Genomic DNA, 20,356 nt, shown 5'->3' on the forward strand with positions numbered 1-20,356 from the left:
AATTACGCTCCAAATAGTCTAGCTAACCAACCTTTTGGCTGTACTGCAATGTGTCGATAAGGACGGTCTTCGCCAAGGAAGCGAGCCACTAAATCATCATAGGCTTGACCCGCTTTTTCTTCTGCATACAGAATCACTGGTTTACCTTCGTTTGATGCTTGAAGTACGCTCGGACACTCAGGAATTACCCCTAATGTCGGTACACGTAAAATATCTTTAGAAATATCATCAATTGTGAGCATTTCTTGTCGATCAGCACGCTCAGGGTTGAAACGAGTGATACATAGATGTTTACGGATACGACCTTCGTTTTGTTCAACTTTTTTGGTCTTGCTATCGAGCATACCAATAATACGGTCCGAGTCACGAACTGAAGAAATCTCTGGATTGGTTACAATGATCGCTTCATCAGCATGATACATTGCTAAAATCGCACCACGTTCAATACCTGCTGGAGAGTCACAGATAATGTAATCGAACTCTTGAGAAAGTTCATCAATCACACGTGCAACACCTTCATCGCTCAAGGCATCTTTATCACGTGTTTGTGATGCAGGGAGAATGTATAAGTTTTCAATCTCTTTATCACGGATCAGCGCTTGTTGTAAGCGCGCTTCATTATTAATGACGTTAACGAAATCATACACTACGCGGCGTTCGCAGCCCATGATCAAATCTAGATTACGTAAACCTACATCGAAATCAATCACAACAGTTTTATGACCACGTAGGGCTAAACCTGTTGCAAAAGATGCGCTTGTTGTAGTTTTACCTACACCACCTTTGCCTGACGTTACGACAACAATTTTGGCCACCGAATCCACTCCTATTTATGGTCATACGCCCCTAAAAGGGCTTATTTGGTGCTTTTAAAACTCAATTAAATAAATTAAAACTGCAAGGCTTCAAATTCAAGTTCTTGCTTGTTATTTAAATAAATATGTATAGGCTTTTTGATCATATCTTTTGGAATATCATCTGCTACACAATAGGTCCCTGCAATAGAGATTAATTCTGCTTCTAGCGAATGGCAGAAAATACGTGCCGCAGTTTGCCCACCTGCACCTGCAATGACTCTACCACGAGCATTGCCATAAATGTGAATATTTCCAGATGCAATTACTTCTGATCCACTATTCATGCCCGCATTTAAGATAATATCGCCTTGATCTTGTACCAAACATTGGCCTGTACGCAAAATCTCATCATGATAAGAGGTGATATACGCATTCGATGTATTTTTTTGTGGTGTTTGTATTGCAGAGTTATCCGTTGTTTCCACTGGTGTGTGGTCAACGACTTGCTCTTTTGATGCCTTAATACGTTGAAGCGGTTGATCAGCTGGCAGAACAGGGAATTGGATGGCGCGCGCTTCATCGCCCAAAATGCCATCAATCACAGCCATGGGTTGTAAGCCTAAATCGATTAAGAGCTGGATTAAAGCAATCAGTTCTTGCTCAACGGTACTATCTATAATCACTAGGGTTCCGATATAAGAACCTTCGTTTAGCGTGCTGGTAAGTTGCTGGCGGATTGCATTATGGTCGTTTGTGTCGAAAGTGAGTCGACTAAAATTCACCATTCTGCCCGTAATCCGTATATCAGCCATAATTTATCCTTCAGGGCTTTTTAAGCGCTCTATTGTGTTAAAGCAGTTGTAAATAAAAGCAAATGCTAGAACAAATTACACGAATTCTCTAGCTTGATTGGTAATTTTTCTTGTAATCATTCTGCTTTTTTATCCAATTGATCATATTCTTGCAAAGTTTGCTGCCATTGCTTCACTTTGACTTGTTTTCGAATTGCTTCAAGGCTTTCAAATACCACTGATTCAACCAATTCTTCTAGGTATTGATTGTCGATGTTTAATTCACTTACTTTTTCCGCAATGTATTGGTAGTTTTCATTGGGCCGTTGTGCTGAGCCTGCTGTAAACGGTTCAATCAAACCAGCACTAATATTTTCGCCTAAGCGTTGTCCAATACTTTGTATCTGCTGTTCGATTCGCCCACCAACAATTGGGATGAGTCTGAGCAATTGGGTTAGCTCTGGAGTGTCTTCAATGGCTTGATTGACAATGACACCTACTTTTTGCGTAATCAAAGGCTGCTGCTGTTGCAAAGCACTTGCAAGAGATTCTTGCAACATCGATGCCAAGGTTACGGTAAAAAGTTGGCGATGGTGATCGACTAAATCATGAATAATTTTTTTATGGCTTGAACTGGTCTCAAGTTCATGTCGTATACCATCAATGACTGTAATGACCACACGATCAGAAAGTTCTTCCATAATTACACGATAATAGAAAATCGCTTTAATACGAATGCCATCGGGTACGACTTTATAACCAAGCTCATGTAAACGATACGCAATGATGCCTGCACGGAATAAACGCAGAAATCGGAAATGCGGAATAATTGCCACAATTTCGTACCAGTGGATAAACGGAAAGAACCACCAGCGCGCATGATGCTTTTGTACAATAGAGAGAAACCAGCGAATTGATAGTTCAGCAATCAAAAAGATGATAAACCAAGCTTCGGTAGTGATGACCCAAGGGTGTAAATAAGTACGATAGAAATCAAGCACATTCGTGAGGTGAATGGTATTAAAAAACCATGCACCAATATTACTCATCAAGAAAAAGTTCATGCCTAAGCAGAACAAATTAAAAACAATAATAAACACCATGAAAATGTCATAGACTAAGAACAGCTTGAAGAACTTGCTGCTCGGATTGACATAGTTATATTTAGAGTTTTTTCCTGAGTCCTGCTGGGTCATGTTTGTACTCAATCCCTAATGAGATTATTGATGATACTTGGATTTCATTTGTGAAATCAGTTGGTCTTTTTCAGTCCAGATTTGATCGACCCACTTTTGAAAACGTTCACGATAAATTGGATCATCTTCATAATTGCCACCGAGCACCCAATCTGGAATCTCTATTTTACGTAAATCAACAGCAATACGTGATACATCACCTAACCAAAATTCGCCATAACCGGGTGCACCATCAGGGTACACAATGGTCATATCGACCAATGCATCAATTTGATCACCCAGAATACTGAGCGCCAAGGCTAAACCACCAGCTTTGGGTTTGAGTAAATTTTGAAAAGGGGACTGCTGTGCAGCATGTTTTTCAGGAGTAAAGCGAGTGCCTTCTAAATAATTTAATAAAGTAAAAGGTTGACTGAGTAATTGTTCACAGGCTTTACGCGCTTCGAGCATGTCGCGTGATTTTAGTTCTGGATTTTTTGCAATTTGCTCTTTGCTATGTCGCTTCATCATTGGGAAGCCCAATATTTTGAAAGCTTGCCCCACAAAAGGAATAAAAATAAGTTCCCATTTAGTAAAGAAGCGAGTGAGTGGCATACGAGTCAAACCAAAATACTGATTCACAGTGGTATCAACCCAGCTTTGATGGTTACACATCATCAGATATCGTCCCTGTAAATTCAGGTCGAGTTGTTCATCAATACTGATGTCCCATTGTAAATTTGGCAGAACATTGTCAATCAACCAGTTGTTTACCCCTAACCAACTGTTGGTAATTTGAATATTTGTTTCATCTACTTTTGCAGATTGTTTAAATAATTTGGTGAGACCGAGTGCAAGGACGGGCGGACCATGAAAAAAGGTACTGCCAGTAATCACTGAACTAACGGTTAATCCTTTACTGACTTTTTGCAATAGGGATGCTTTTTTATTAGCGGTAGCCATAAATCGAACCTTGAGTGCATATGTTTGAAAAAAGAGATGTTCCAACTATAAACAACAGATGTTGAAATACAACTGTATATTTAAAGATATTGACATTTTTTATATATTCAAATGCGTAGATTGGTTTTTATTGGTAAAGAGTCGCGGTAGCCTTGTCAAGTTTGCGGGTAAATTACATGGTTTTATTTTGTGATGTATTCCTCATTATTGATTTTTTGTGAGATGAGTACAACAATGGAGAAATTATGTTGCTTTGATCAAGTAAAATGCATCAAAATATTACAAAACTACAAATAAAGTGTTTATTATTAACAAAAAATCAATGGTCTAGCGCCATTTTCTCATTCATCATTTGTCCAGACAACAAAATACATAGACAGGAGCAACGCAATGCGTGCATTAGTAATTTCAACACTCGTAGGGGCTGGATTGGTACTTTCTGGTTGCCAAACGACTGGTAATAACATCGGTGGCGTAGAATACGATAAAGCAGCTTTAGGTGCATTAATCGGTGCTGCTGCAGGTTATGGTGTTTCTAAGGGTAACGCAAATACAAGTAAGCAAAACAACCGTGCTGCGGCAATTGGTGCAATTCTTGGTAGTGCTGGTGGTTTGTATCTCGATAATAAAGAGAAAAAATTACGTGAACAAATGGCGGGTACTGGTGTAGAAGTAGGCCGTAACCCAGATGGTTCTGTACAATTAATCATGCCTGGTAGCATTACGTTTGATACCAACAAATCAAACATCAAACCTAACTTCTACGGTACTTTAAACAAAGTAGCGCAAACTTTAGGTGAAGATAACAAGAGTGCGATCCTTGTAACGGGTTATACAGATAACACGGGTAATGATTCAATCAACATCCCATTATCTCAAGCACGTGCGCAATCAGTTAAAAACTACTTAGCTGGTCAGGGCATTTCTGGTAGCCGTATTGATGCGCAAGGTTTAGGTTCAGCGAACCCAATCGCTTCAAACACAACTGCTGCTGGTAAAGAGCAAAACCGCCGTGTAGAAATCAGCATTTATGCTAAACAGTAATTTTTACTGATTTCTAAAAACCACCTTCGGGTGGTTTTTTTATTGCATATAAAAATAGACGACAAACTGTGTCGCTATTAAAAATTGAAACATCATAATTTATACATATCCCTAGATTTACTATTGGGATTCTAAAACAGAGATGTCTATAATTGTGCTCGAAAAAACAGGCTCGGAAACGAGAGAGGTATAACCAATGTCATCTGCCAGTCAACTTAATGACAAACAACTTGAGGCCATGAAATATGTTCAGGGGCCATTGTTGGTACTTGCAGGTGCAGGTTCAGGTAAAACCTCTGTAATTACCCGAAAAGTTGCTTTTTTGGTACAGCAGTGTGGAATTCCTGCCTATCGTATTACTGCGATGACCTTTACCAATAAAGCTGCGCGTGAAATGAAAGAGCGTGTCGGAAAACTGCTCTCACGTGAAGAAGCAAAAGGACTTTCGGTTTCGACTTTCCATACCTTTGGTTTAAATTTACTCCGTTTAGAATTAAAACATCTGCCGCTTAAAAACAATTTCTCAATTTTAGATGCTGATGACTGCAAACGAATTTTGATGGATTTGATGCAGCGTGACAATTTGTCGGGTGCAGAGAGTAAAGAACTGCTTGCTAAGGCAATGAAGAAAATTTCAGATTGGAAAAATGATCTGATCGTACCTGAACAAGCACACTCAACTTGTGAAACGGTTGAGGATGTCCAATTCGCGCATCTTTATCAGCTCTACGAGCGCAATTTACGTGCTTATAACGCCGTTGATTTTGATGATTTGATCGTAATGCCAACACGTTTACTTCAGGAAAATGCTGAAGTCCGTGATAAATGGCAGAACCGTGTTCGCTATTTATTGGTGGATGAATATCAAGATACCAACACCGCCCAATATACGCTTGTTAAGCTTTTGGTTGGAGTGATGGGGCAGTTTACTGCTGTAGGTGATGATGACCAATCCATTTATGCTTGGCGTGGTGCAAAGCCTGAAAACATGGCTTTATTGAAAGATGATTTCCATAATCTCAAAGTAATCAAGCTGGAGCAGAACTATCGTTCAACCAGCCGTATCTTAAAAGCTGCCAATGCCGTGATTGAAAATAATCCACATATTTTCGATAAAAAATTGTGGAGTGATAAAGGTCACGGTGAAACCATTCGTGTCATCACCTGTTTAAATGATGATGATGAAGCAGAACGTGTGGTGAAAGACTTGATCACACATAAGCTGATGAATGGTAAGAACTGGAAAGATTATGCAGTGCTGTATCGCGGTAACTTTCAGGCCCGTGTGATTGAAACCCAACTGCGTCAGATGCAAATTCCGTATAAATTATCGGGTGGTCAATCCTTCTTCGCACGCGCTGAGATTAAGGATGTGATGAGCTATTTACGTCTTATCATTAACCCTGAAGATGACAGCGCATTCTTACGTATTATTAATACCCCAAAGCGTGCTATTGGTCCTGTGACTTTAGAAAAATTAGGTTTATTTGCACAGGAAAATACGCTGTCTTTGCTGACTGCATCTTCAGATCAACGCTTAAGTATGGTATTGCCGAAAAAAGCTGCGACTCAATTACATGAGTTTGCTGATTTCATCGCGACATTTACACGTGAGCTTTTAGACGATGATGAGCCGATGCCAAAGGTTCGTCAGATGATCAACGAAGCAGGCTATATCGATTATATTCGTGAACAGGCTGCGACACCTGCACAAGAGAAGACCAAACTCGACAGTATTGAAAGCTTGTATAGCAGTATTCAAAATCTATTGAATCGTACCGATGATGTAGATGAGAAAAATATTGAAAGTGTGATTCGTAAGCTGGTACTGCTGGATATGCTTGAGCAGCAGCAGGAAGAAGAAGACACTGATAAAGTGAATTTATTAACTTTGCATGCTGCGAAAGGTTTGGAGTTCCCTTATGTGTATATGATTGGCTTGGAAGAAGAGCTATTGCCACATAAGAACTCGATTGCATCAGAAACGATCGAGGAAGAACGCCGTTTGATGTATGTGGGCATTACCCGTGCTCGTCAGGGTTTGACCCTAACTTTGGCAGAGCAACGTAAAAATGGCGGGCAAATGCGTCAAATGACACCAAGTCGTTTCTTGGATGAAATGCCGCAAGATGATTTGGAATGGCATGGCCGTAAAAAGAAACTGGCACCCAATGTCGATCCAAAAGAACAAGCTCAGCAATACCTTGCCAATTTAAAAGCATTGTTGAAACGTTAAGAAATTGTAAGTAGGAAATTTTAATGAAAGTTCAAGTTAAAGTATTAGATACACGTTTAGGTCAAGAGTGGGCTTTACCTTCTTATGCAACCACGGGTTCAGCTGGTTTAGATTTACGCGCATGTTTAGATGAAGCGATTGATATTGCTGCAGGTGAGACTGTTTTAGTGAAAACAGGTTTGGCGATCTATATTGAAGATCCAAATTTTGCGGGTTTAATTCTACCTCGTTCAGGCCTCGGTCATAAACATGGGATTGTATTAGGTAATTTGGTTGGTTTGATTGATTCTGATTACCAAGGCGAGTTGATGGTATCAGTTTGGAATCGTGGACAAAATAGTTTCCGTTTAGAACCAGGTGAGCGTTTAGCTCAATATGTATTGGTTCCAGTGGTTCAAGCAGAATTTGAACAAGTAGACGAATTCGTTGCGACTGAGCGTGGAGCAGGTGGTTTTGGTCATACTGGGAAACAATAAGATTTTTCAGTAATTATCACTTTAAATGCAATGTTTTGCTGAAAAACGTTGCATTTTTCATATTGATTGTTGCCTTGATATATATTACAAAGCAGCTGACTAATTATTTTAATTTTTCTGAATAAGGGTTAATTAATTTCTTAATAGTTTCTGCTTTTTTTATGGATCAAAAGATTATAAAAATAGGGGCTTACAGTGAATATACAACATACATTTCCTCTGAGTGTTTTCCGTGCCTATGATATTCGCGGAAAGCTAAGTCATTTAACACCAAGTATTATTAGCTCAATTGCTTACGCTTTAGCGTCACAATATAAAAATGCTCAACAAACGCATGTTGTGATTGGTTATGACGCGCGTTTAACTAGTCCTACCTATGCCAATATCATTCAAAAAATATTCGAAAAACAGGGTCTACAAGTCACCAACATTGGATGTTGTTCATCCCCGATGATGTATTACATTGCTCGTGATTTTGGTGGTAATGGGGTGATGGTCACAGCAAGTCATAATCCGAAATCGGATAATGGTATTAAATGGATTTTAAAAGGTGAGCCACCAACACCAGAAACGATTCAACAGGTGGGGCAGTTTGCACAAGTGTCTATACCTAATCTTGAAGATATTCTGCATTTGAAAAATACTGCACATCAAATTGTTCCCCAATATTGTTTGCAATATCAGGATGCCTTGATAAGTGATATTCAGTTAACACGACCATTAAAAGTCGTTCTAGATGGATTACACGGTTCAGCAGGGCGTTGCGCCAAACTGGTTTTAGAAAAACTGGGTTGTGAGGTGATTGCTTTACGCTGTGAAGCAAATGGACATTTTCCTGATCACGCACCAGACCCGTCGCATGCAGAACATTTAATAAAGTTACAAGCCGCTATTGTTGCCGAAAAAGCTGATCTTGGGATTGCATTGGATGGTGACGGCGATCGTGTCGTTTTACTCGACGAGAATGCACATATTATTAGTCCTGACCGCCTACTGTCTTTATTTGCACAGATGTGCTTACAGCAGCACCCGCATAAAGAAATTGTGTTTGATGTGAAGTGTTCGCGGATGGTGGCGGATACCGTACAGGGGTTGGAAGGTCAAGCCAAAATGATTCGTACGGGCAGTAGCTTCTTGCGTGCTTATTTATCGCAATCAAAAGGTTTTGCCGTATTTGGTGGTGAATATGCAGGTCACTATGTTTTTAATGATGGGCGTGGCTTTGGTTATGACGATGGTTTGTATGCAGCACTACGTGTGATGGAATATTTAACCCAAACCAACGCAGCGACCATGTCTGAGTTATTGGCTACTTACCCAGAACGTTATTGCACAGAAGATACCTATATCAGCACGTATGATGCCGATCCTAAGCAGGTTTTAAATGATATTGAAATTTTAAGTCATCGTTTAGGCGCCCGTTTAAGTAAAATTGATGGTGTAAGACTTGATTTTGACGATGGATTTGGCATTATTCGAGCATCAAATACTGGTGAATATTTTACCGTCCGTTTTGATGCTGATAATCAGAACCGATTAATTGAAATTCGTCAGAAGTTTGTTTCTATGTTGCAAGATCAATATCCACAAATTGCACAAGAACTCGCACAGGCCTAAAAGGAGAGACGCATGCCACACGAGCATATCGGCATTGATAAAGCAAAAATTTTGATCGAAGCTTTGCCGTATATCCAACGTTTTGCAGGAAAAACGCTGGTTGTAAAATATGGTGGTAATGCGATGACAGATCCTGAATTGGAAAGTTCATTTGCCCGTGACATCGTGTTGTTAAAAACAGTGGGTTTAAACCCAATCGTAGTGCATGGTGGTGGTCCACAGGTGGATTCATTGCTAAAACGCCTAGGACAAGAGTCTGATCGTATTGATGGTATGCGCGTGACTGATCAAGCGACGATGGAAGTGGTCGAGATGGTATTGGGCGGTAGTGTCAATAAATCGATCGTGAATTTGATTAATAAACACGGTGGTCGTGCCATTGGTTTAACGGGTAAAGATGGTAATTTACTGCGTGCGCGTAAATTGTTGATGGAAAAACAAGAAGCAGACGGCTCTATTTCGCAAATTGATTTGGGCATGGTGGGTGAAGTCACTGGTGTCAAAACTGATGTGCTAGAAATGTTTACCCAAAGTGATTTTATTCCAGTGATTGCACCTTTAGGTGTGGATGAGGAAGGTAATACTTATAATATCAATGCGGATCTTGTGGCTGGAAAAGTTGCAGAAGCTTTAGGCGCTGAAAAGTTGATCCTACTCACCAATATCACAGGGGTATTGGATGAAAATAAAAACTTATTAACAGGCCTAAGCACACAGGAAGTTGATCGTTTGATCGAAACAGGTGTGATTTATGGCGGTATGATTCCAAAAGTGGGTTGTGCATTAGATGCTGTTAAAGGCGGTGTTGTAAGTGCGCATATTGTTGATGGACGTGTACCGCATGCAAGCCTATTAGAGATCTTCACCGATCATGGCGTGGGTACATTGATTACCAACCGCGCCAAACATTAATTTATTCTATTGATTTTAAAAGAGACCCCTCGAGGTCTCTTTTTTTCGTCATCAGTTGTTCATGTTTTAGTCATTGCAGTGTCATTTAAGCGCTTTAAGGTGAACCTAGCCATAAGGAGCTTTCATTATGCTAGAAAAATTAAATCAATATCGCCAGACATTGACTTTACCCCTACGCCACAAGCCAGCTCAAAATCAATTCCGTTTTGAATGGGTGGATAATTTAAAAGAATTACAAGAAGTACAACGCTTTAGAGCAACACAATTTAGCCATCAGTTTGGGATGCGCTTTGAAGACGGTTTAGACCAAGACTTATATGATTTTGGTTGCGAGCACGCGGTATTACGTGAAAAATGGACAGGCGAAATTGTAGCCTATACGCGCCTTAAATTGTTCCAAGGTCATGAAATTGGACAGAGTTACAGTGCTCAAGAATTTGAAATCGTTCCTCAATTTTCTCATTTACCGAGTATTCTCGAGATTGGACGAACTTGTGTTCATCCAAAGTTCCGTTCGGGTAAAGCACTATCAATGCTATGGTTGAACCTGACGCCTAAAGTATTGTGGTCTATGCGTGCCAAGTATTTAATGGGCTGTGTCAGTATTCATTTAGAAGATAATTTGGCACGTGCTTATTACACCCATCGTCAGATTCAACAGCTAGGCGAGCATCAGACTATAGATATTCGTTCAAAACGTAGCTTTGAACCAGAACGTCCTGATTATAGTTTCCCGCAAGATGAACGCATGCCAAAACTGTTTCAGACCTATTTGGGAATGCAATCGAAACTATCAAAACAAGCGTTCTATGATGAAGATTTTAAATGCTTAGATTATTTCGTTTTCCTTGAGGTGAATAAGATTGCAACCTCTTTTGTGATGAACAAGATGGTGCAACGTTAGTGCCTTATCATTCTTAATCTAATAGTGAGCACATATTGAGATTTACAAGCCATCTATCCCTCATGCACAATAGGCATAGATGTTTGATAGTTTAAAGATATGTGCCAGCTATTAGGAATGAATTGCGCCACCCCGACAGATATTACTTTTTCTTTTCGTGGGTTTTCACAACGCGCAGGGGTAACCTCTGATCATTGTGATGGTTTTGGGATCGCTTTTTTTGAAGATAAAGCTTGCCGCTTATTTGTTGATAATCAATCTGCGGTTGAATCTCCGATTGCTGATCTGATTCGGAATTATCCAATCAAGTCTCGTAACGTCATTGCACATATTCGTAAAGCGACACAGGGAAAAATCAACCTCGAAAATTCACATCCCTTTTTGCGTGAGCTATGGGGTAGACATTGGATTTTTGCGCATAATGGCGATTTGCATGACTTCAAACCTACACTGAGTGGGCGATTTGAGCCTGTAGGTAATACCGACAGTGAACTGGCATTTTGCTATTTATTGGATCAGATGGTTGAAGCATTTGGCTATACAGAACCAAGTTTAGAAGAAATTTTCTCACTGTTAGAACGTATCTCGCCACAAATTGCAGAGCACGGCACATTTAATTTCTGTCTTTCCAATGGTAAAGCATTATTTAGCTATGCGACGACTAAGTTGCATTGGTTAGTACGAGAATATCCATTTCAACCTGCACATTTAATTGATCTCGATGTTGAGGTCGATTTTAGTCAAGTCACCACGCCTGAAGATCGCGTTGCAGTGATTACGACAGAGCCATTAACACATAATGAGGCATGGACAGCATATCAAGCAGGGGAAATGATTTTATTCCAGCATGGTAAACCGATTCAGCATGCATTGACTCGAGTCGAACGCTTAATCCGTGAAGCAGAAAATCCGGCATTAAAACGAGTAACAAAAGCCGATCAATATTAATATATAAGATATAACTGGAATATATATTTAGCAGGATTTTAATGGAATCTGTATGTCTTTTTTTCTAGTTATATCAATAAAATTAGATAGATAATTTTTCTTGTTGGTTAAAAAATACTTGAGTGTTTTGATTGGTATAAATATTAAAATAAATACAAAACAATGGGTTAATTTATTTATTTGAAAAATATTTAAATTCTGACAAAAATGCTGTGTTTTTATTTAATTCATTTGCCGATATTATATCCTTATTCAATAAATCAAATATGGTTTGGGGTTCGATATGGGTATGAAATGGTCTGTCGAATATAATACAGGAATCGAGGTGATCGATGATCAACATCGTCGTATTCTAGATTATATTAATGAAATTGATGAATTAAATGAGGGGGATGACCGGGCAAAATTAAAAGGTATTTTGGATAATATCATTGATTATACCCAGTCTCATTTTACCTTTGAAGAAAGCTTACAAGAAGAAGCAAACTATAAATATCGTGTACCACATAAGCGTGTACATGACTTATTTATCAAAAAGATAGAGACCTATCGTCAACGTTTTGAGTTGGGGCAAGAAATTGATAGTGAGCTGCATGAAGCACTCTCGAAATGGTTAATTAATCATATCCGCCATGATGATGCTGATTATGTCGGTGCAGTAAAAGAAAATATGATCGGAATCATTAAAGAAAATGAAAAGAAAAAAGGGAAAAACTGGTTTTCTCGATTCTTCTCATAATAATAAGACAATAATAAAAGACCCCTTATGATAAATAATAATAAGGTGTGGTATGAGTGTACATAAGGGGTTTACTTAATAATATAATAATTCGTGCGCAGCAAATCACCGTAAGGTGATTTGCTTCTTTCTTTCGAGATCTTTTGTTTTGATTTTCAGGCTTGAGAAAGGCAAAATAGATTGAATATTTCATTGCAAACTCCATAAAGTGCAATGAGTTCAAAGATTTTTCAAGGAATGCATTATGCAGGACACAACTCTGTCACGCTGGCTGGCTCCAGTGATGGCGTTTTGCCTATCTTTTGTCATGATTACGACATTGGCACCTACCGTTGGAATCCAGATTGATCGTCAGTTCGATTTCTGGTTGCTTTGGTTAGGTACAATGATTTTGTTGGCATTACCCATCGGTTATCTTGAAATTGCTTTAGCAAAGCGTTCACAGACCACAGCATTACAAGCACTTTCAAGTCTGACGCGTGACGCGGATGCTTCACCAAGATGGCGTATTGTGGGTTGGTTAGCAGTTGTTTTTGTCCCATTTTTTGCAGGTAGTGTCTTAACTACTACAGCACATGTCGTGAGCCAACAGCTAACGCTTGCTGTATCAGGTCAGATTGTTTTTGCAGCCCTTGCCATTGTTGCACTTGGATTATCTTTTATTCCTCGCCAATTTTTAATCGCTTTGACAACGATTGGTGTGATTGCCGCATTTATTCTTGCCAATGTAATGGGAACAGATCTAACGGCTTGGCATTGGACAGGAATCGAGTTTAAAGAGTGGGGCAATGCCACAGTGCTTGCTTTGGTTGCAAGTGGTTTAGGACTTGGCTTGTATTGGCAAAGTAGTTTAGTCGCAGTGAAAAAACAGGGAGCTGCAACACGTACAGCCTTGCCAATTTGGGTGGCGCAATTACTTGCTGTGATTGCCTTTGGTTTCTTCTCTGTGCAGGCACAGTTACCTGCATTGGCATGGGTGTTTGCTGCCATCATGTCAGCAGCCTTATTAATTCAATTTGCAAAAGAACAGCTAGCACAGCGTCAGCTTGCGATCGTGATTCAATGGGCGATTTTGCTTGCAGCTATTGCTGTTTGGGCTATACCACAAGTGGAACAAATCTTTAATAGCCTGCTTATGCTATGGGGATTACTGATTTGCTTGATTTACGCAGTATTTGCTGGCTGGATTATGAAGATTAGTCATCTGCGTAAAGCAATGGGCTTTAGCAATGAGTTGTTTTATAACATTTGGCGTATTGCCATCCGTATCGTGTTACCGCTTTCAATTGTCGTGGCAATCATTGCTGTGATGGGACAAGTGCTGTAATGGAGCAGGCTAAACAAGTTTGGGTCGCTTTTTCAAGCCCTGAACAGCAATTCCATATTGCTGTCAGCTTTAGCGAGGGAATGACGGCTCAACAGGCAATTGATACCAGTGGCTTAGCAGCACAGACGGTACTACCAGAAGTTTTACAGTTAGGTATATTTGGTAGCAGAATTGACGCGGATACAGTCCTGCAAGCAGGAGACCGAGTTGAAATCTATCGGGCACTCACCATCAACCCGAATGATATTCGACGTAAGCGGGCAGCAAAGAATCCAGTTGGGCGATTTATCAAAGGTAATCGTTTTAAGGCATAAAGCTGATAAATAAAACCCCTCATGATTGACTCGATGAGGGGTTTCTTTTTACTGGAAAGCCGTTATAGTGGTGGCGCAGTCAAAATAGCTTCTTTTGATGCCGGTAAACCAGGTTGTGATTCTGGAATCGTATCTAAACCTTCTAAGCGTTCTACGTTACCATTTGCATCAAAATAAACTTTTAAATGTTGACCGTGTGCCGCAGGTATTTTTGCTTTTTTCGCATAAGTGCCTGGGATATAGTTGTAGATGTAGTCCCAGCGTTGCGGATTCAGTGGATCTGTTACTGTTGGACTACCAAGCAAGAAACGGACTTGCTGAAAGCTCATGCCCACTTGTACTTGAGAAGCTTGTGCTTTGGTTAATGGTGTTCCTTGTGGAATATCAACTTTATAAACACCAAAGACTGAACAACCGCTAAGTACTGTAGTGACGAACAACGCCAGCATGATTTTTTGCATTTTGCTACACTATCCTGATAAATGATGATGCATTTGATTCAAGGATAGATCATACTGCATCTAAACTCTATTGCCTATTCCAACTTAAGATTTGTTGAGAGACCTTTTTTTATGCCGATTTCTAATCAAGACTTACGCAAAGCTGGACTTAAAGTTACCCTTCCTCGTATTAAGATTTTGGAATTATTAGAAAATTCAAAACAACATCATTTGAGTGCTGAAGATATTTATAAAACTTTGCTCGAGCAAGGTGAAGATGTTGGTTTAGCAACGGTTTACCGTGTGTTAACACAATTCGAAGCTGCGGGTATTATTCAGCGTCACCATTTTGAAAATAACCATTCAGTTTTTGAAATCATGCAAGAAGATCATCACGATCATCTAGTATGCTTAAACTGTAATAAAGTTGTTGAATTTACGAATGATATTATCGAGAAAGAGCAACATTCAGTTGCAGATAAACATCAATTTGCTTTAACAGGACACTCTTTAAATCTTTACGGCTACTGTAGTGATGCAGAATGCCAAGAGGCTTATCGTAAAAAATAAGTTGTATTGAGTAAACATTTAAGTGTTCACGAAAATTGAACAAATAAAAAAGGGAAGGTTACAAAAACCTTCCCTTTTTTAATGGCTTAGTTTGAATTATTGGCCATCAAAGGTAATATTTCGGCTGGCACTCAGTAACTGGTCTGCACCTTCTTCGGAAAGTTTGATGGTGAGGCGTAAGTCGTTTGGCGAATCCGCATGCTTTAATGCATCTTTATAGGTAATTTGCCCAGCTTTATAAAGATCAAATAACGCTTGGTCAAAGGTTTGCATACCCAACTCACGTGAACGTTTCATCAGATCTTTGATCTCGTGAATTTCACCCTTTCGGATATAGTCAGCCAGAAGTGGAGTATTGATCAAAATCTCAATCGCAGCACGACGTGAATTACCATCTGGTGTTGGAATCAATTGCTGTGCGACGAGTGCTTTTAAGTTCAGCGACAAGTCCATATACAATTGACTATGACGGTCTGCTTCAAAGAAGTGAATGATACGATCGAGGGCTTGGTTGGCGTTGTTGGCATGCAGGGTAGCGAGTACCAAGTGACCTGTTTCTGCGAAAGCGATGGCATAGTCCATGGTTTCACGCGAACGAATCTCACCAATCAAGATCACATCTGGCGCCTGACGTAGGGTATTCTTTAGCGCAATTTCAAATGAATCGGTATCAATCCCAACTTCGCGCTGCGTCACGATACAGCCTGCATGTTGATGCACAAATTCGATTGGGTCTTCAATGGTGATGATATGACCTTTGGAATTTTGGTTACGGAAACCAATCATTGACGCTAAAGAGGTCGATTTACCTGTCCCTGTTGCACCAACAAAGATAATGATGCCACGTTTGGTCATCGCCAATTCTTTCAGCACTTCAGGTAGTTTCAAGTCGTCCATGCTTGGAATATGCGTTTCAATCTTACGCAGTACCATACCTGGCATATCACGTTGTTGAAAAGCACTGACACGGAAACGCGCCGTCTTTTCACGGTTCATGATCGCGAAGTTACATTCACGGGTCTCTGCAAATTCTTTCCGCTGTTTGTCGGTCATAATGGATTGAACCAGTTGACCCACAATTTCCCCTGAAAGTTTCGATTTAGAGACAGGCACGATCTGCCCGTTAATTTTCATTGAAGGTTCAACATCTGCGGTGACAAATAAGTCCGATGCATTTTGTTGAATCATCAAATTGAGTAAATCATTAAAATCCATGATATTTCTCTAATCCATTTATTTTTATAGGAATGATTCGGGTTGTTTTGCCACAGTACGTGCAGTTTGCGGACTAATTAAGCCTTTAGACACCAGTGTTTTTAGGCTTTGATCCAAAGTGGTCATACCGTAGTTAGCACCTGTTTGGATCGCAGAATACATTTGTGCGACTTTGTTTTCACGCACAAGGTTACGAATCGCAGGAATACCGATCATGATTTCATGTGCAGCCACACGACCACCGCCATTCTTTTTCAATAGTGTTTGAGAAATCACGGCTTGTAGAGATTCAGAGAGCATGGCACGTACCATGTCTTTTTCTTCTGCTGGGAATACGTCGATAACACGGTCAATGGTTTTTGCAGCAGAGGTGGTATGTAGGGTACCAAACACCAAGTGACCCGTTTCCGCAGCGGTTAGTGCCAAACGAATGGTTTCTAGGTCACGCATCTCACCGACCAAAATAATGTCTGGGTCTTCACGTAGGGCTGAGCGAAGTGCAGCATTAAAGCCATGGGTATCGCGATGTACTTCACGTTGGTTAATCAAACATTTTTTTGATTGGTGTACAAATTCAATTGGATCTTCGACCGTTAAAATATGGTCATAACGGTTTTCGTTAATATAGTCGATCATCGCTGCGAGTGTGGTGGACTTACCCGACCCAGTAGGACCTGTCACTAGGACAATCCCACGTGGATAATCACAGATTTCTTTGAAAATTGAGCCTAAACCCAAATCTTCCATAGTTAAAACTTTGGAAGGAATGGTACGGAACACCGCACCTGCACCACGGTTCTGGTTGAATGCGTTGACACGGAAACGGGCAATATTAGGTACTTCAAATGAAAAGTCAGTTTCCAAATCTTCTTCAAAGTCACGACGTTGTTTATCATTCATAATGTCATACACCAAACGGTGTACATCTTTATGTTCAAGCGCAGGTAAGTTAATGCGACGAACTTCACCATCCACACGAATCATAGGAGGCATACCCGCTGAAAGGTGTAAATCGGAAGCACCGTTTTTAACTGAAAAGGCGAGTAGTTCTGTAATATCCATAATTTCCCCGAAACAAACTAAAATGTCTCATTATTTTGTAGAATAATATAAGGCTTTCATTCAGGCTTACCAACACCTTAAAGAATGGAAAGCAAAAAAAGATTTCGTAAATGAGAACTGTGTCAATGAATCAATCGCAACAATCCCGCCAATCTGTTTTAAATCAAATAGAACAAGCCTGTCAGCGTGTTCAACGTGATCCTGCAACAGTGCAGTTGTTGGCTGTTTCCAAGACACATCCAAGTGCCAGCCTTCGCGAAATGTATGCAGTCGGGCAGCGCTGCTTTGGTGAAAACTATTTGCAGGAAGCATTGGAAAAAATTGAAGAACTACAAGACCTAGAGATCGAATGGCATTTTATTGGTCATGTTCAACGCAATAAAACTAAGCATCTAGCTGAAAAATTTGACTGGGTGCATGGGGTTGATCGTTTGATTATTGCTGAGCGTTTATCTGGTCAGCGTATCGAATCTCAAAAGCCTTTGAACCTTTGTCTGCAAGTCAATATTGATGGGCAAGATTCTAAAGATGGTTGTCAGCCAGCCGAGGTCGCTGAACTGGTTCAGCAAATTAGCCTGCTGCCAAATATCCGTTTACGGGGTTTGATGGTAATTCCTGCACCTGAAAATCATGCTGCATTCGCAGATGCTAAAAGTTTATTTGATCAAGTGAAAGTTCAACATGCACAGCCGCAAGACTGGGATACTTTAAGTATGGGGATGTCGGCTGATCTTGAAGCCGCCATTGCGGCGGGTTCAACCATGGTCAGAGTAGGAACTGCATTATTCGGCGCACGGGATTATTTAGACTAATATAGGGTGAATTGAATAAATATTCGCAGAGATAAAGAACAAATTACAATTATATAAAATATATTTGCTGTTGAAAAAAACGGCATAAATTAAGATAACCTGTTTATTCATTTATATCGAACTTCGGTATAAATGAATAAAGATTATTTTTTACAAAGATAAAAATTGAGTTTAGGATCATGTTTAAAATGAAAAAACTGTTTTTTTAATTTCTTTTATTCTATGTTTATTTTTAGCAGCTTGTAGTAAAAAACAGAGTGATGTGGCTGCAGAAGCGAGCGATAGTAATGCTCAAGTGGCTGTAGATGAAAAGCTCGGTACCAAATGGGGCGATGAAATTAGCTCGCATGTGACCGAGGTGAATTTAAGCCGCTTAACAGAGCAACCGATTGCTGAGTCACAAGTTCGTTATGCCAATAAACAATATCAAGGTAAGACGGTAAATAGTATTTCGTTGGTAGCAGGGAAAATTAATTTTTCTATTGTTGATGATGCTGATCAACCATTTGCCTTATCTCGTGACGGTCAAAACTATTATCTCTCAGCAAAAGATGGTCAAAGCTACCAATTAAAATATGAAAACCATACCGACAATACCTATGAAGTCGTAGCAAGTGTTGATGGGATTGATGTGTTAGATGGCAGTGCTGCTTCACGAAATAATGCAGGTTATGTGCTTCATCCGCATAGTGAAATTACAATAGAAGGCTTCCGTAAGAGTGATTCTGCTGTTGCTTCTTTTACCTTTAGTAAGCCCGAGGATGCTTATGCGGCAAATTCAGATAATGGTTCAATTCAGAATACAGGTATTATTGGAACAGCGATTTATCAAGTTGAATCACTGAAATCCGCTGATGCAGCCGCACCAGAAAAGCCATCTAAATATGCTCCTCCACCAAAGGCTTTCCCAGCGGATAAAAATGAATAATGGATGAGAAAATCCTTAGAAGATTGGTTATCTTGAAGGGATTCTTTTTCTCGAAGTTATTTACTCGAGGCATTTTAGTGTTTCGATGAAGTTTTTAAAATGATGTAGATTTTGATCAGCTGTTGCTGAGAAAATCACTGGATTGGGATGAAAGAAAATGGTTTTCATCCCGACTGCCTTTGCACCTTGTATGTCTGCCAGTTCATTATCTCCGACAAAGATACAATCTTGTGGGTGAACACCGAGCTGCTGACAAGATAATAGAAAAATTGCGGGATCTGGTTTTCTAAGTCCGACTGCCTCGGAAACAATGATGCTCGAAAAGAATTCAGTTAGCCCTAGTGCATAAAAATTATGTTCCTGAAAGGGCGTTCTGCCATTAGAGATTAATCCAATTAAATAGCCTTGCTGTTTTAATTGGATGATGGTGTTTTTTACATGTTCAAAGCAGCATGAAAATTTATTAAAATCATTGATATAGCTGGCTAAAAGTATTTCTTTAGCATGATGCTGAATTGAAAATTCCTGAATCAGATTTTCATAAACACGATCTTTCCAAACTTTGCCATTATCATCTAATTCAAGAAAGCGTTGGATAAATTTTTCTCTGTCATTGGCAGGCACCAATTGAAAGAAATTAATCTGCCAAGTGAGGAATTTTATTAACGATGTTGTTCGATCAAGTAAGGTTTGATCGAGGTCAAAAATAACCGCCTTATTTTGATTCATGTGATTTAAGCATTGTGATTATTTAATCATCATAAAATTTGCTCACACATGAGTGCAATCAGAAAGTGTAACTAACTAAATTCTAAATAGTGTTGGTCAATCGCTTGTTCAATCGTAGAAAACCATTTACAACGAGACAGAGGTGACTCTTCAAGTAACAAGTCAAAGGTTAGTTTTTTAAAATAAGCATGATCCTCATTTGAGGATGTAGGGTTATAAAAATTAGTGCATAGCACAGCATATTGTTTTGTTTCTAAGCTATATAAACAAACGTATTCCGCAAGTTGTTGATTAGAAATACGCTTGAATATTGGCATGAGTTGGAAGAGATCATTTTGTTTGATGTTTGATTTCCAT

22 protein-coding genes are annotated in these 20,356 nt (G+C 39.6%); 13 read left to right on the forward strand and 9 right to left on the reverse strand.

The window, feature by feature from the left end; all coding sequences use genetic code 11:
• Positions 1-2: 2 nt before the first annotated feature.
• The 4 genes from minD to yihG all read right to left on the reverse strand — a co-directional run bounded on the left by minD (position 3) and on the right by yihG (position 3,726).
• Positions 3-815: a septum site-determining protein MinD gene (minD, locus tag NDN11_RS04510; RefSeq protein WP_005321435.1), complete on the reverse strand. Its 813-nt coding sequence runs from the start codon at positions 813-815 to the stop codon at positions 3-5.
• 74 nt (positions 816-889) lie between these two features.
• Positions 890-1,609, reverse strand: a complete 720-nt coding sequence (minC, locus tag NDN11_RS04515; protein WP_251110885.1) for a septum site-determining protein MinC — start codon at positions 1,607-1,609, stop codon at positions 890-892.
• A gap of 116 nt (positions 1,610-1,725) precedes the next feature.
• Positions 1,726-2,784: a preprotein translocase subunit SecA gene (locus NDN11_RS04520; protein WP_251110886.1), complete on the reverse strand. Its 1,059-nt coding sequence runs from the start codon at positions 2,782-2,784 to the stop codon at positions 1,726-1,728.
• A gap of 24 nt (positions 2,785-2,808) precedes the next feature.
• Complete coding sequence (gene yihG / locus NDN11_RS04525) at positions 2,809-3,726, reverse strand: 1-acylglycerol-3-phosphate O-acyltransferase, YihG family (RefSeq protein ID WP_251110887.1); 918 nt, start codon at positions 3,724-3,726, stop codon at positions 2,809-2,811.
• A 390-nt stretch (positions 3,727-4,116) separates the two neighbouring features.
• Between yihG and NDN11_RS04530 the strand changes: the two genes are divergently transcribed.
• The 10 genes from NDN11_RS04530 to NDN11_RS04575 all read left to right on the forward strand — a co-directional run bounded on the left by NDN11_RS04530 (position 4,117) and on the right by NDN11_RS04575 (position 14,243).
• Positions 4,117-4,770 (forward strand): YiaD family glycine zipper/OmpA-like lipoprotein, encoded by a 654-nt coding sequence (locus NDN11_RS04530; protein ID WP_005321446.1) that lies wholly within the window; start codon positions 4,117-4,119, stop codon positions 4,768-4,770.
• Positions 4,771-4,966: 196 nt separating this feature from the next.
• Positions 4,967-7,006, forward strand: a complete 2,040-nt coding sequence (gene rep, locus NDN11_RS04535) for a DNA helicase Rep (RefSeq protein ID WP_004655168.1) — start codon at positions 4,967-4,969, stop codon at positions 7,004-7,006.
• A gap of 23 nt (positions 7,007-7,029) precedes the next feature.
• Positions 7,030-7,482 (forward strand): dUTP diphosphatase, encoded by a 453-nt coding sequence (dut, locus tag NDN11_RS04540; RefSeq protein WP_251110888.1) that lies wholly within the window; start codon positions 7,030-7,032, stop codon positions 7,480-7,482.
• Positions 7,483-7,677: 195 nt separating this feature from the next.
• Entirely contained in the window at positions 7,678-9,099 is a 1,422-nt protein-coding gene (locus NDN11_RS04545) for a phosphomannomutase/phosphoglucomutase (protein ID WP_251110889.1), read from the forward strand.
• 12 nt (positions 9,100-9,111) lie between these two features.
• Complete coding sequence (gene argB / locus NDN11_RS04550; RefSeq protein WP_004655163.1) at positions 9,112-10,011, forward strand: acetylglutamate kinase; 900 nt, start codon at positions 9,112-9,114, stop codon at positions 10,009-10,011.
• Positions 10,012-10,138: 127 nt separating this feature from the next.
• Positions 10,139-10,915, forward strand: a complete 777-nt coding sequence (locus NDN11_RS04555; RefSeq protein WP_016541957.1) for a GNAT family N-acetyltransferase — start codon at positions 10,139-10,141, stop codon at positions 10,913-10,915.
• A gap of 99 nt (positions 10,916-11,014) precedes the next feature.
• Complete coding sequence (locus NDN11_RS04560; protein WP_167248028.1) at positions 11,015-11,863, forward strand: class II glutamine amidotransferase; 849 nt, start codon at positions 11,015-11,017, stop codon at positions 11,861-11,863.
• A 283-nt stretch (positions 11,864-12,146) separates the two neighbouring features.
• On the forward strand, positions 12,147-12,602 hold the full coding sequence (locus NDN11_RS04565; RefSeq protein ID WP_004655155.1) for a bacteriohemerythrin: 456 nt from the start codon (positions 12,147-12,149) through the stop codon (positions 12,600-12,602).
• 244 nt (positions 12,603-12,846) lie between these two features.
• Entirely contained in the window at positions 12,847-13,929 is a 1,083-nt protein-coding gene (locus tag NDN11_RS04570; RefSeq protein ID WP_251110890.1) for an SLC5/6 family protein, read from the forward strand.
• Complete coding sequence (locus NDN11_RS04575; RefSeq protein WP_167248030.1) at positions 13,929-14,243, forward strand: RnfH family protein; 315 nt, start codon at positions 13,929-13,931, stop codon at positions 14,241-14,243. Before NDN11_RS04570 ends, NDN11_RS04575 begins: the two co-directional genes overlap by 1 nt.
• A 62-nt stretch (positions 14,244-14,305) precedes the next feature.
• On the opposite strand, the gene NDN11_RS04580 is transcribed toward NDN11_RS04575, so the two are convergent.
• Positions 14,306-14,704, reverse strand: a complete 399-nt coding sequence (locus tag NDN11_RS04580) for an outer membrane protein assembly factor BamE (protein WP_004805189.1) — start codon at positions 14,702-14,704, stop codon at positions 14,306-14,308.
• Between the two features lie 111 nt (positions 14,705-14,815).
• On the opposite strand from NDN11_RS04580, the gene fur reads away from it, so the two are divergent.
• Positions 14,816-15,253, forward strand: a complete 438-nt coding sequence (gene fur / locus NDN11_RS04585; protein ID WP_005150955.1) for a ferric iron uptake transcriptional regulator — start codon at positions 14,816-14,818, stop codon at positions 15,251-15,253.
• A gap of 96 nt (positions 15,254-15,349) precedes the next feature.
• On the opposite strand, the gene NDN11_RS04590 is transcribed toward fur, so the two are convergent.
• A complete protein-coding gene (locus NDN11_RS04590) occupies positions 15,350-16,468 on the reverse strand; it encodes a PilT/PilU family type 4a pilus ATPase (RefSeq protein WP_004805191.1) in 1,119 nt (372 codons plus the stop codon).
• A 24-nt stretch (positions 16,469-16,492) separates the two neighbouring features.
• Positions 16,493-17,530 carry a type IV pilus twitching motility protein PilT gene (locus NDN11_RS04595; RefSeq protein ID WP_004655144.1) on the reverse strand — a complete coding sequence of 346 codons (1,038 nt, stop codon included), beginning with the start codon at positions 17,528-17,530 and terminating at the stop codon, positions 16,493-16,495.
• Positions 17,531-17,655: 125 nt separating this feature from the next.
• Between NDN11_RS04595 and NDN11_RS04600 the strand changes: the two genes are divergently transcribed.
• Positions 17,656-18,342, forward strand: a complete 687-nt coding sequence (locus NDN11_RS04600; protein ID WP_251110891.1) for a YggS family pyridoxal phosphate-dependent enzyme — start codon at positions 17,656-17,658, stop codon at positions 18,340-18,342.
• Between the two features lie 208 nt (positions 18,343-18,550).
• Positions 18,551-19,270, forward strand: coding sequence for a hypothetical protein (locus NDN11_RS04605; RefSeq protein ID WP_251111489.1), 720 nt, complete (start codon positions 18,551-18,553; stop codon positions 19,268-19,270).
• A gap of 60 nt (positions 19,271-19,330) precedes the next feature.
• Here the strand turns inward: NDN11_RS04605 and NDN11_RS04610 are convergent, their stop codons facing one another.
• Positions 19,331-19,999, reverse strand: a complete 669-nt coding sequence (locus tag NDN11_RS04610; protein WP_251110892.1) for an HAD family hydrolase — start codon at positions 19,997-19,999, stop codon at positions 19,331-19,333.
• Between the two features lie 71 nt (positions 20,000-20,070).
• Positions 20,071-20,343 carry a hypothetical protein gene (locus tag NDN11_RS04615; protein WP_251111490.1) on the reverse strand — a complete coding sequence of 91 codons (273 nt, stop codon included), beginning with the start codon at positions 20,341-20,343 and terminating at the stop codon, positions 20,071-20,073.
• Positions 20,344-20,356: the final 13 nt, after the last annotated feature.

This window comes from Acinetobacter sp. C26M (genome assembly GCF_023702675.1).
GTDB lineage: Bacteria > Pseudomonadota > Gammaproteobacteria > Pseudomonadales > Moraxellaceae > Acinetobacter.

Excerpts from the sequence above, each read along its gene's own strand:
- minC (WP_251110885.1), bottom strand. The coding sequence starts at position 1,609 with ATGGCTGATATACGGATTACGGGCAGAATGGTGAATTTTAGTCGACTC.
- NDN11_RS04570 (WP_251110890.1), top strand. The coding sequence starts at position 12,847 with ATGCAGGACACAACTCTGTCACGCTGGCTGGCTCCAGTGATGGCGTTT.
- NDN11_RS04595 (WP_004655144.1), bottom strand. The coding sequence starts at position 17,530 with ATGGATATTACAGAACTACTCGCCTTTTCAGTTAAAAACGGTGCTTCC.
- NDN11_RS04555 (WP_016541957.1), top strand. The coding sequence starts at position 10,139 with ATGCTAGAAAAATTAAATCAATATCGCCAGACATTGACTTTACCCCTA.
- NDN11_RS04575 (WP_167248030.1), top strand. The coding sequence starts at position 13,929 with ATGGAGCAGGCTAAACAAGTTTGGGTCGCTTTTTCAAGCCCTGAACAG.
- NDN11_RS04610 (WP_251110892.1), bottom strand. The coding sequence starts at position 19,999 with ATGAATCAAAATAAGGCGGTTATTTTTGACCTCGATCAAACCTTACTT.
- NDN11_RS04560 (WP_167248028.1), top strand. The coding sequence starts at position 11,015 with ATGTGCCAGCTATTAGGAATGAATTGCGCCACCCCGACAGATATTACT.
- dut (WP_251110888.1), top strand. The coding sequence starts at position 7,030 with ATGAAAGTTCAAGTTAAAGTATTAGATACACGTTTAGGTCAAGAGTGG.
- NDN11_RS04590 (WP_004805191.1), bottom strand. The coding sequence starts at position 16,468 with ATGGATTTTAATGATTTACTCAATTTGATGATTCAACAAAATGCATCG.
- NDN11_RS04530 (WP_005321446.1), top strand. The coding sequence starts at position 4,117 with ATGCGTGCATTAGTAATTTCAACACTCGTAGGGGCTGGATTGGTACTT.
- rep (WP_004655168.1), top strand. The coding sequence starts at position 4,967 with ATGTCATCTGCCAGTCAACTTAATGACAAACAACTTGAGGCCATGAAA.
- argB (WP_004655163.1), top strand. The coding sequence starts at position 9,112 with ATGCCACACGAGCATATCGGCATTGATAAAGCAAAAATTTTGATCGAA.
- yihG (WP_251110887.1), bottom strand. The coding sequence starts at position 3,726 with ATGGCTACCGCTAATAAAAAAGCATCCCTATTGCAAAAAGTCAGTAAA.
- fur (WP_005150955.1), top strand. The coding sequence starts at position 14,816 with ATGCCGATTTCTAATCAAGACTTACGCAAAGCTGGACTTAAAGTTACC.
- NDN11_RS04600 (WP_251110891.1), top strand. The coding sequence starts at position 17,656 with ATGAATCAATCGCAACAATCCCGCCAATCTGTTTTAAATCAAATAGAA.
- NDN11_RS04520 (WP_251110886.1), bottom strand. The coding sequence starts at position 2,784 with ATGACCCAGCAGGACTCAGGAAAAAACTCTAAATATAACTATGTCAAT.
- NDN11_RS04580 (WP_004805189.1), bottom strand. The coding sequence starts at position 14,704 with ATGCAAAAAATCATGCTGGCGTTGTTCGTCACTACAGTACTTAGCGGT.
- NDN11_RS04565 (WP_004655155.1), top strand. The coding sequence starts at position 12,147 with ATGGGTATGAAATGGTCTGTCGAATATAATACAGGAATCGAGGTGATC.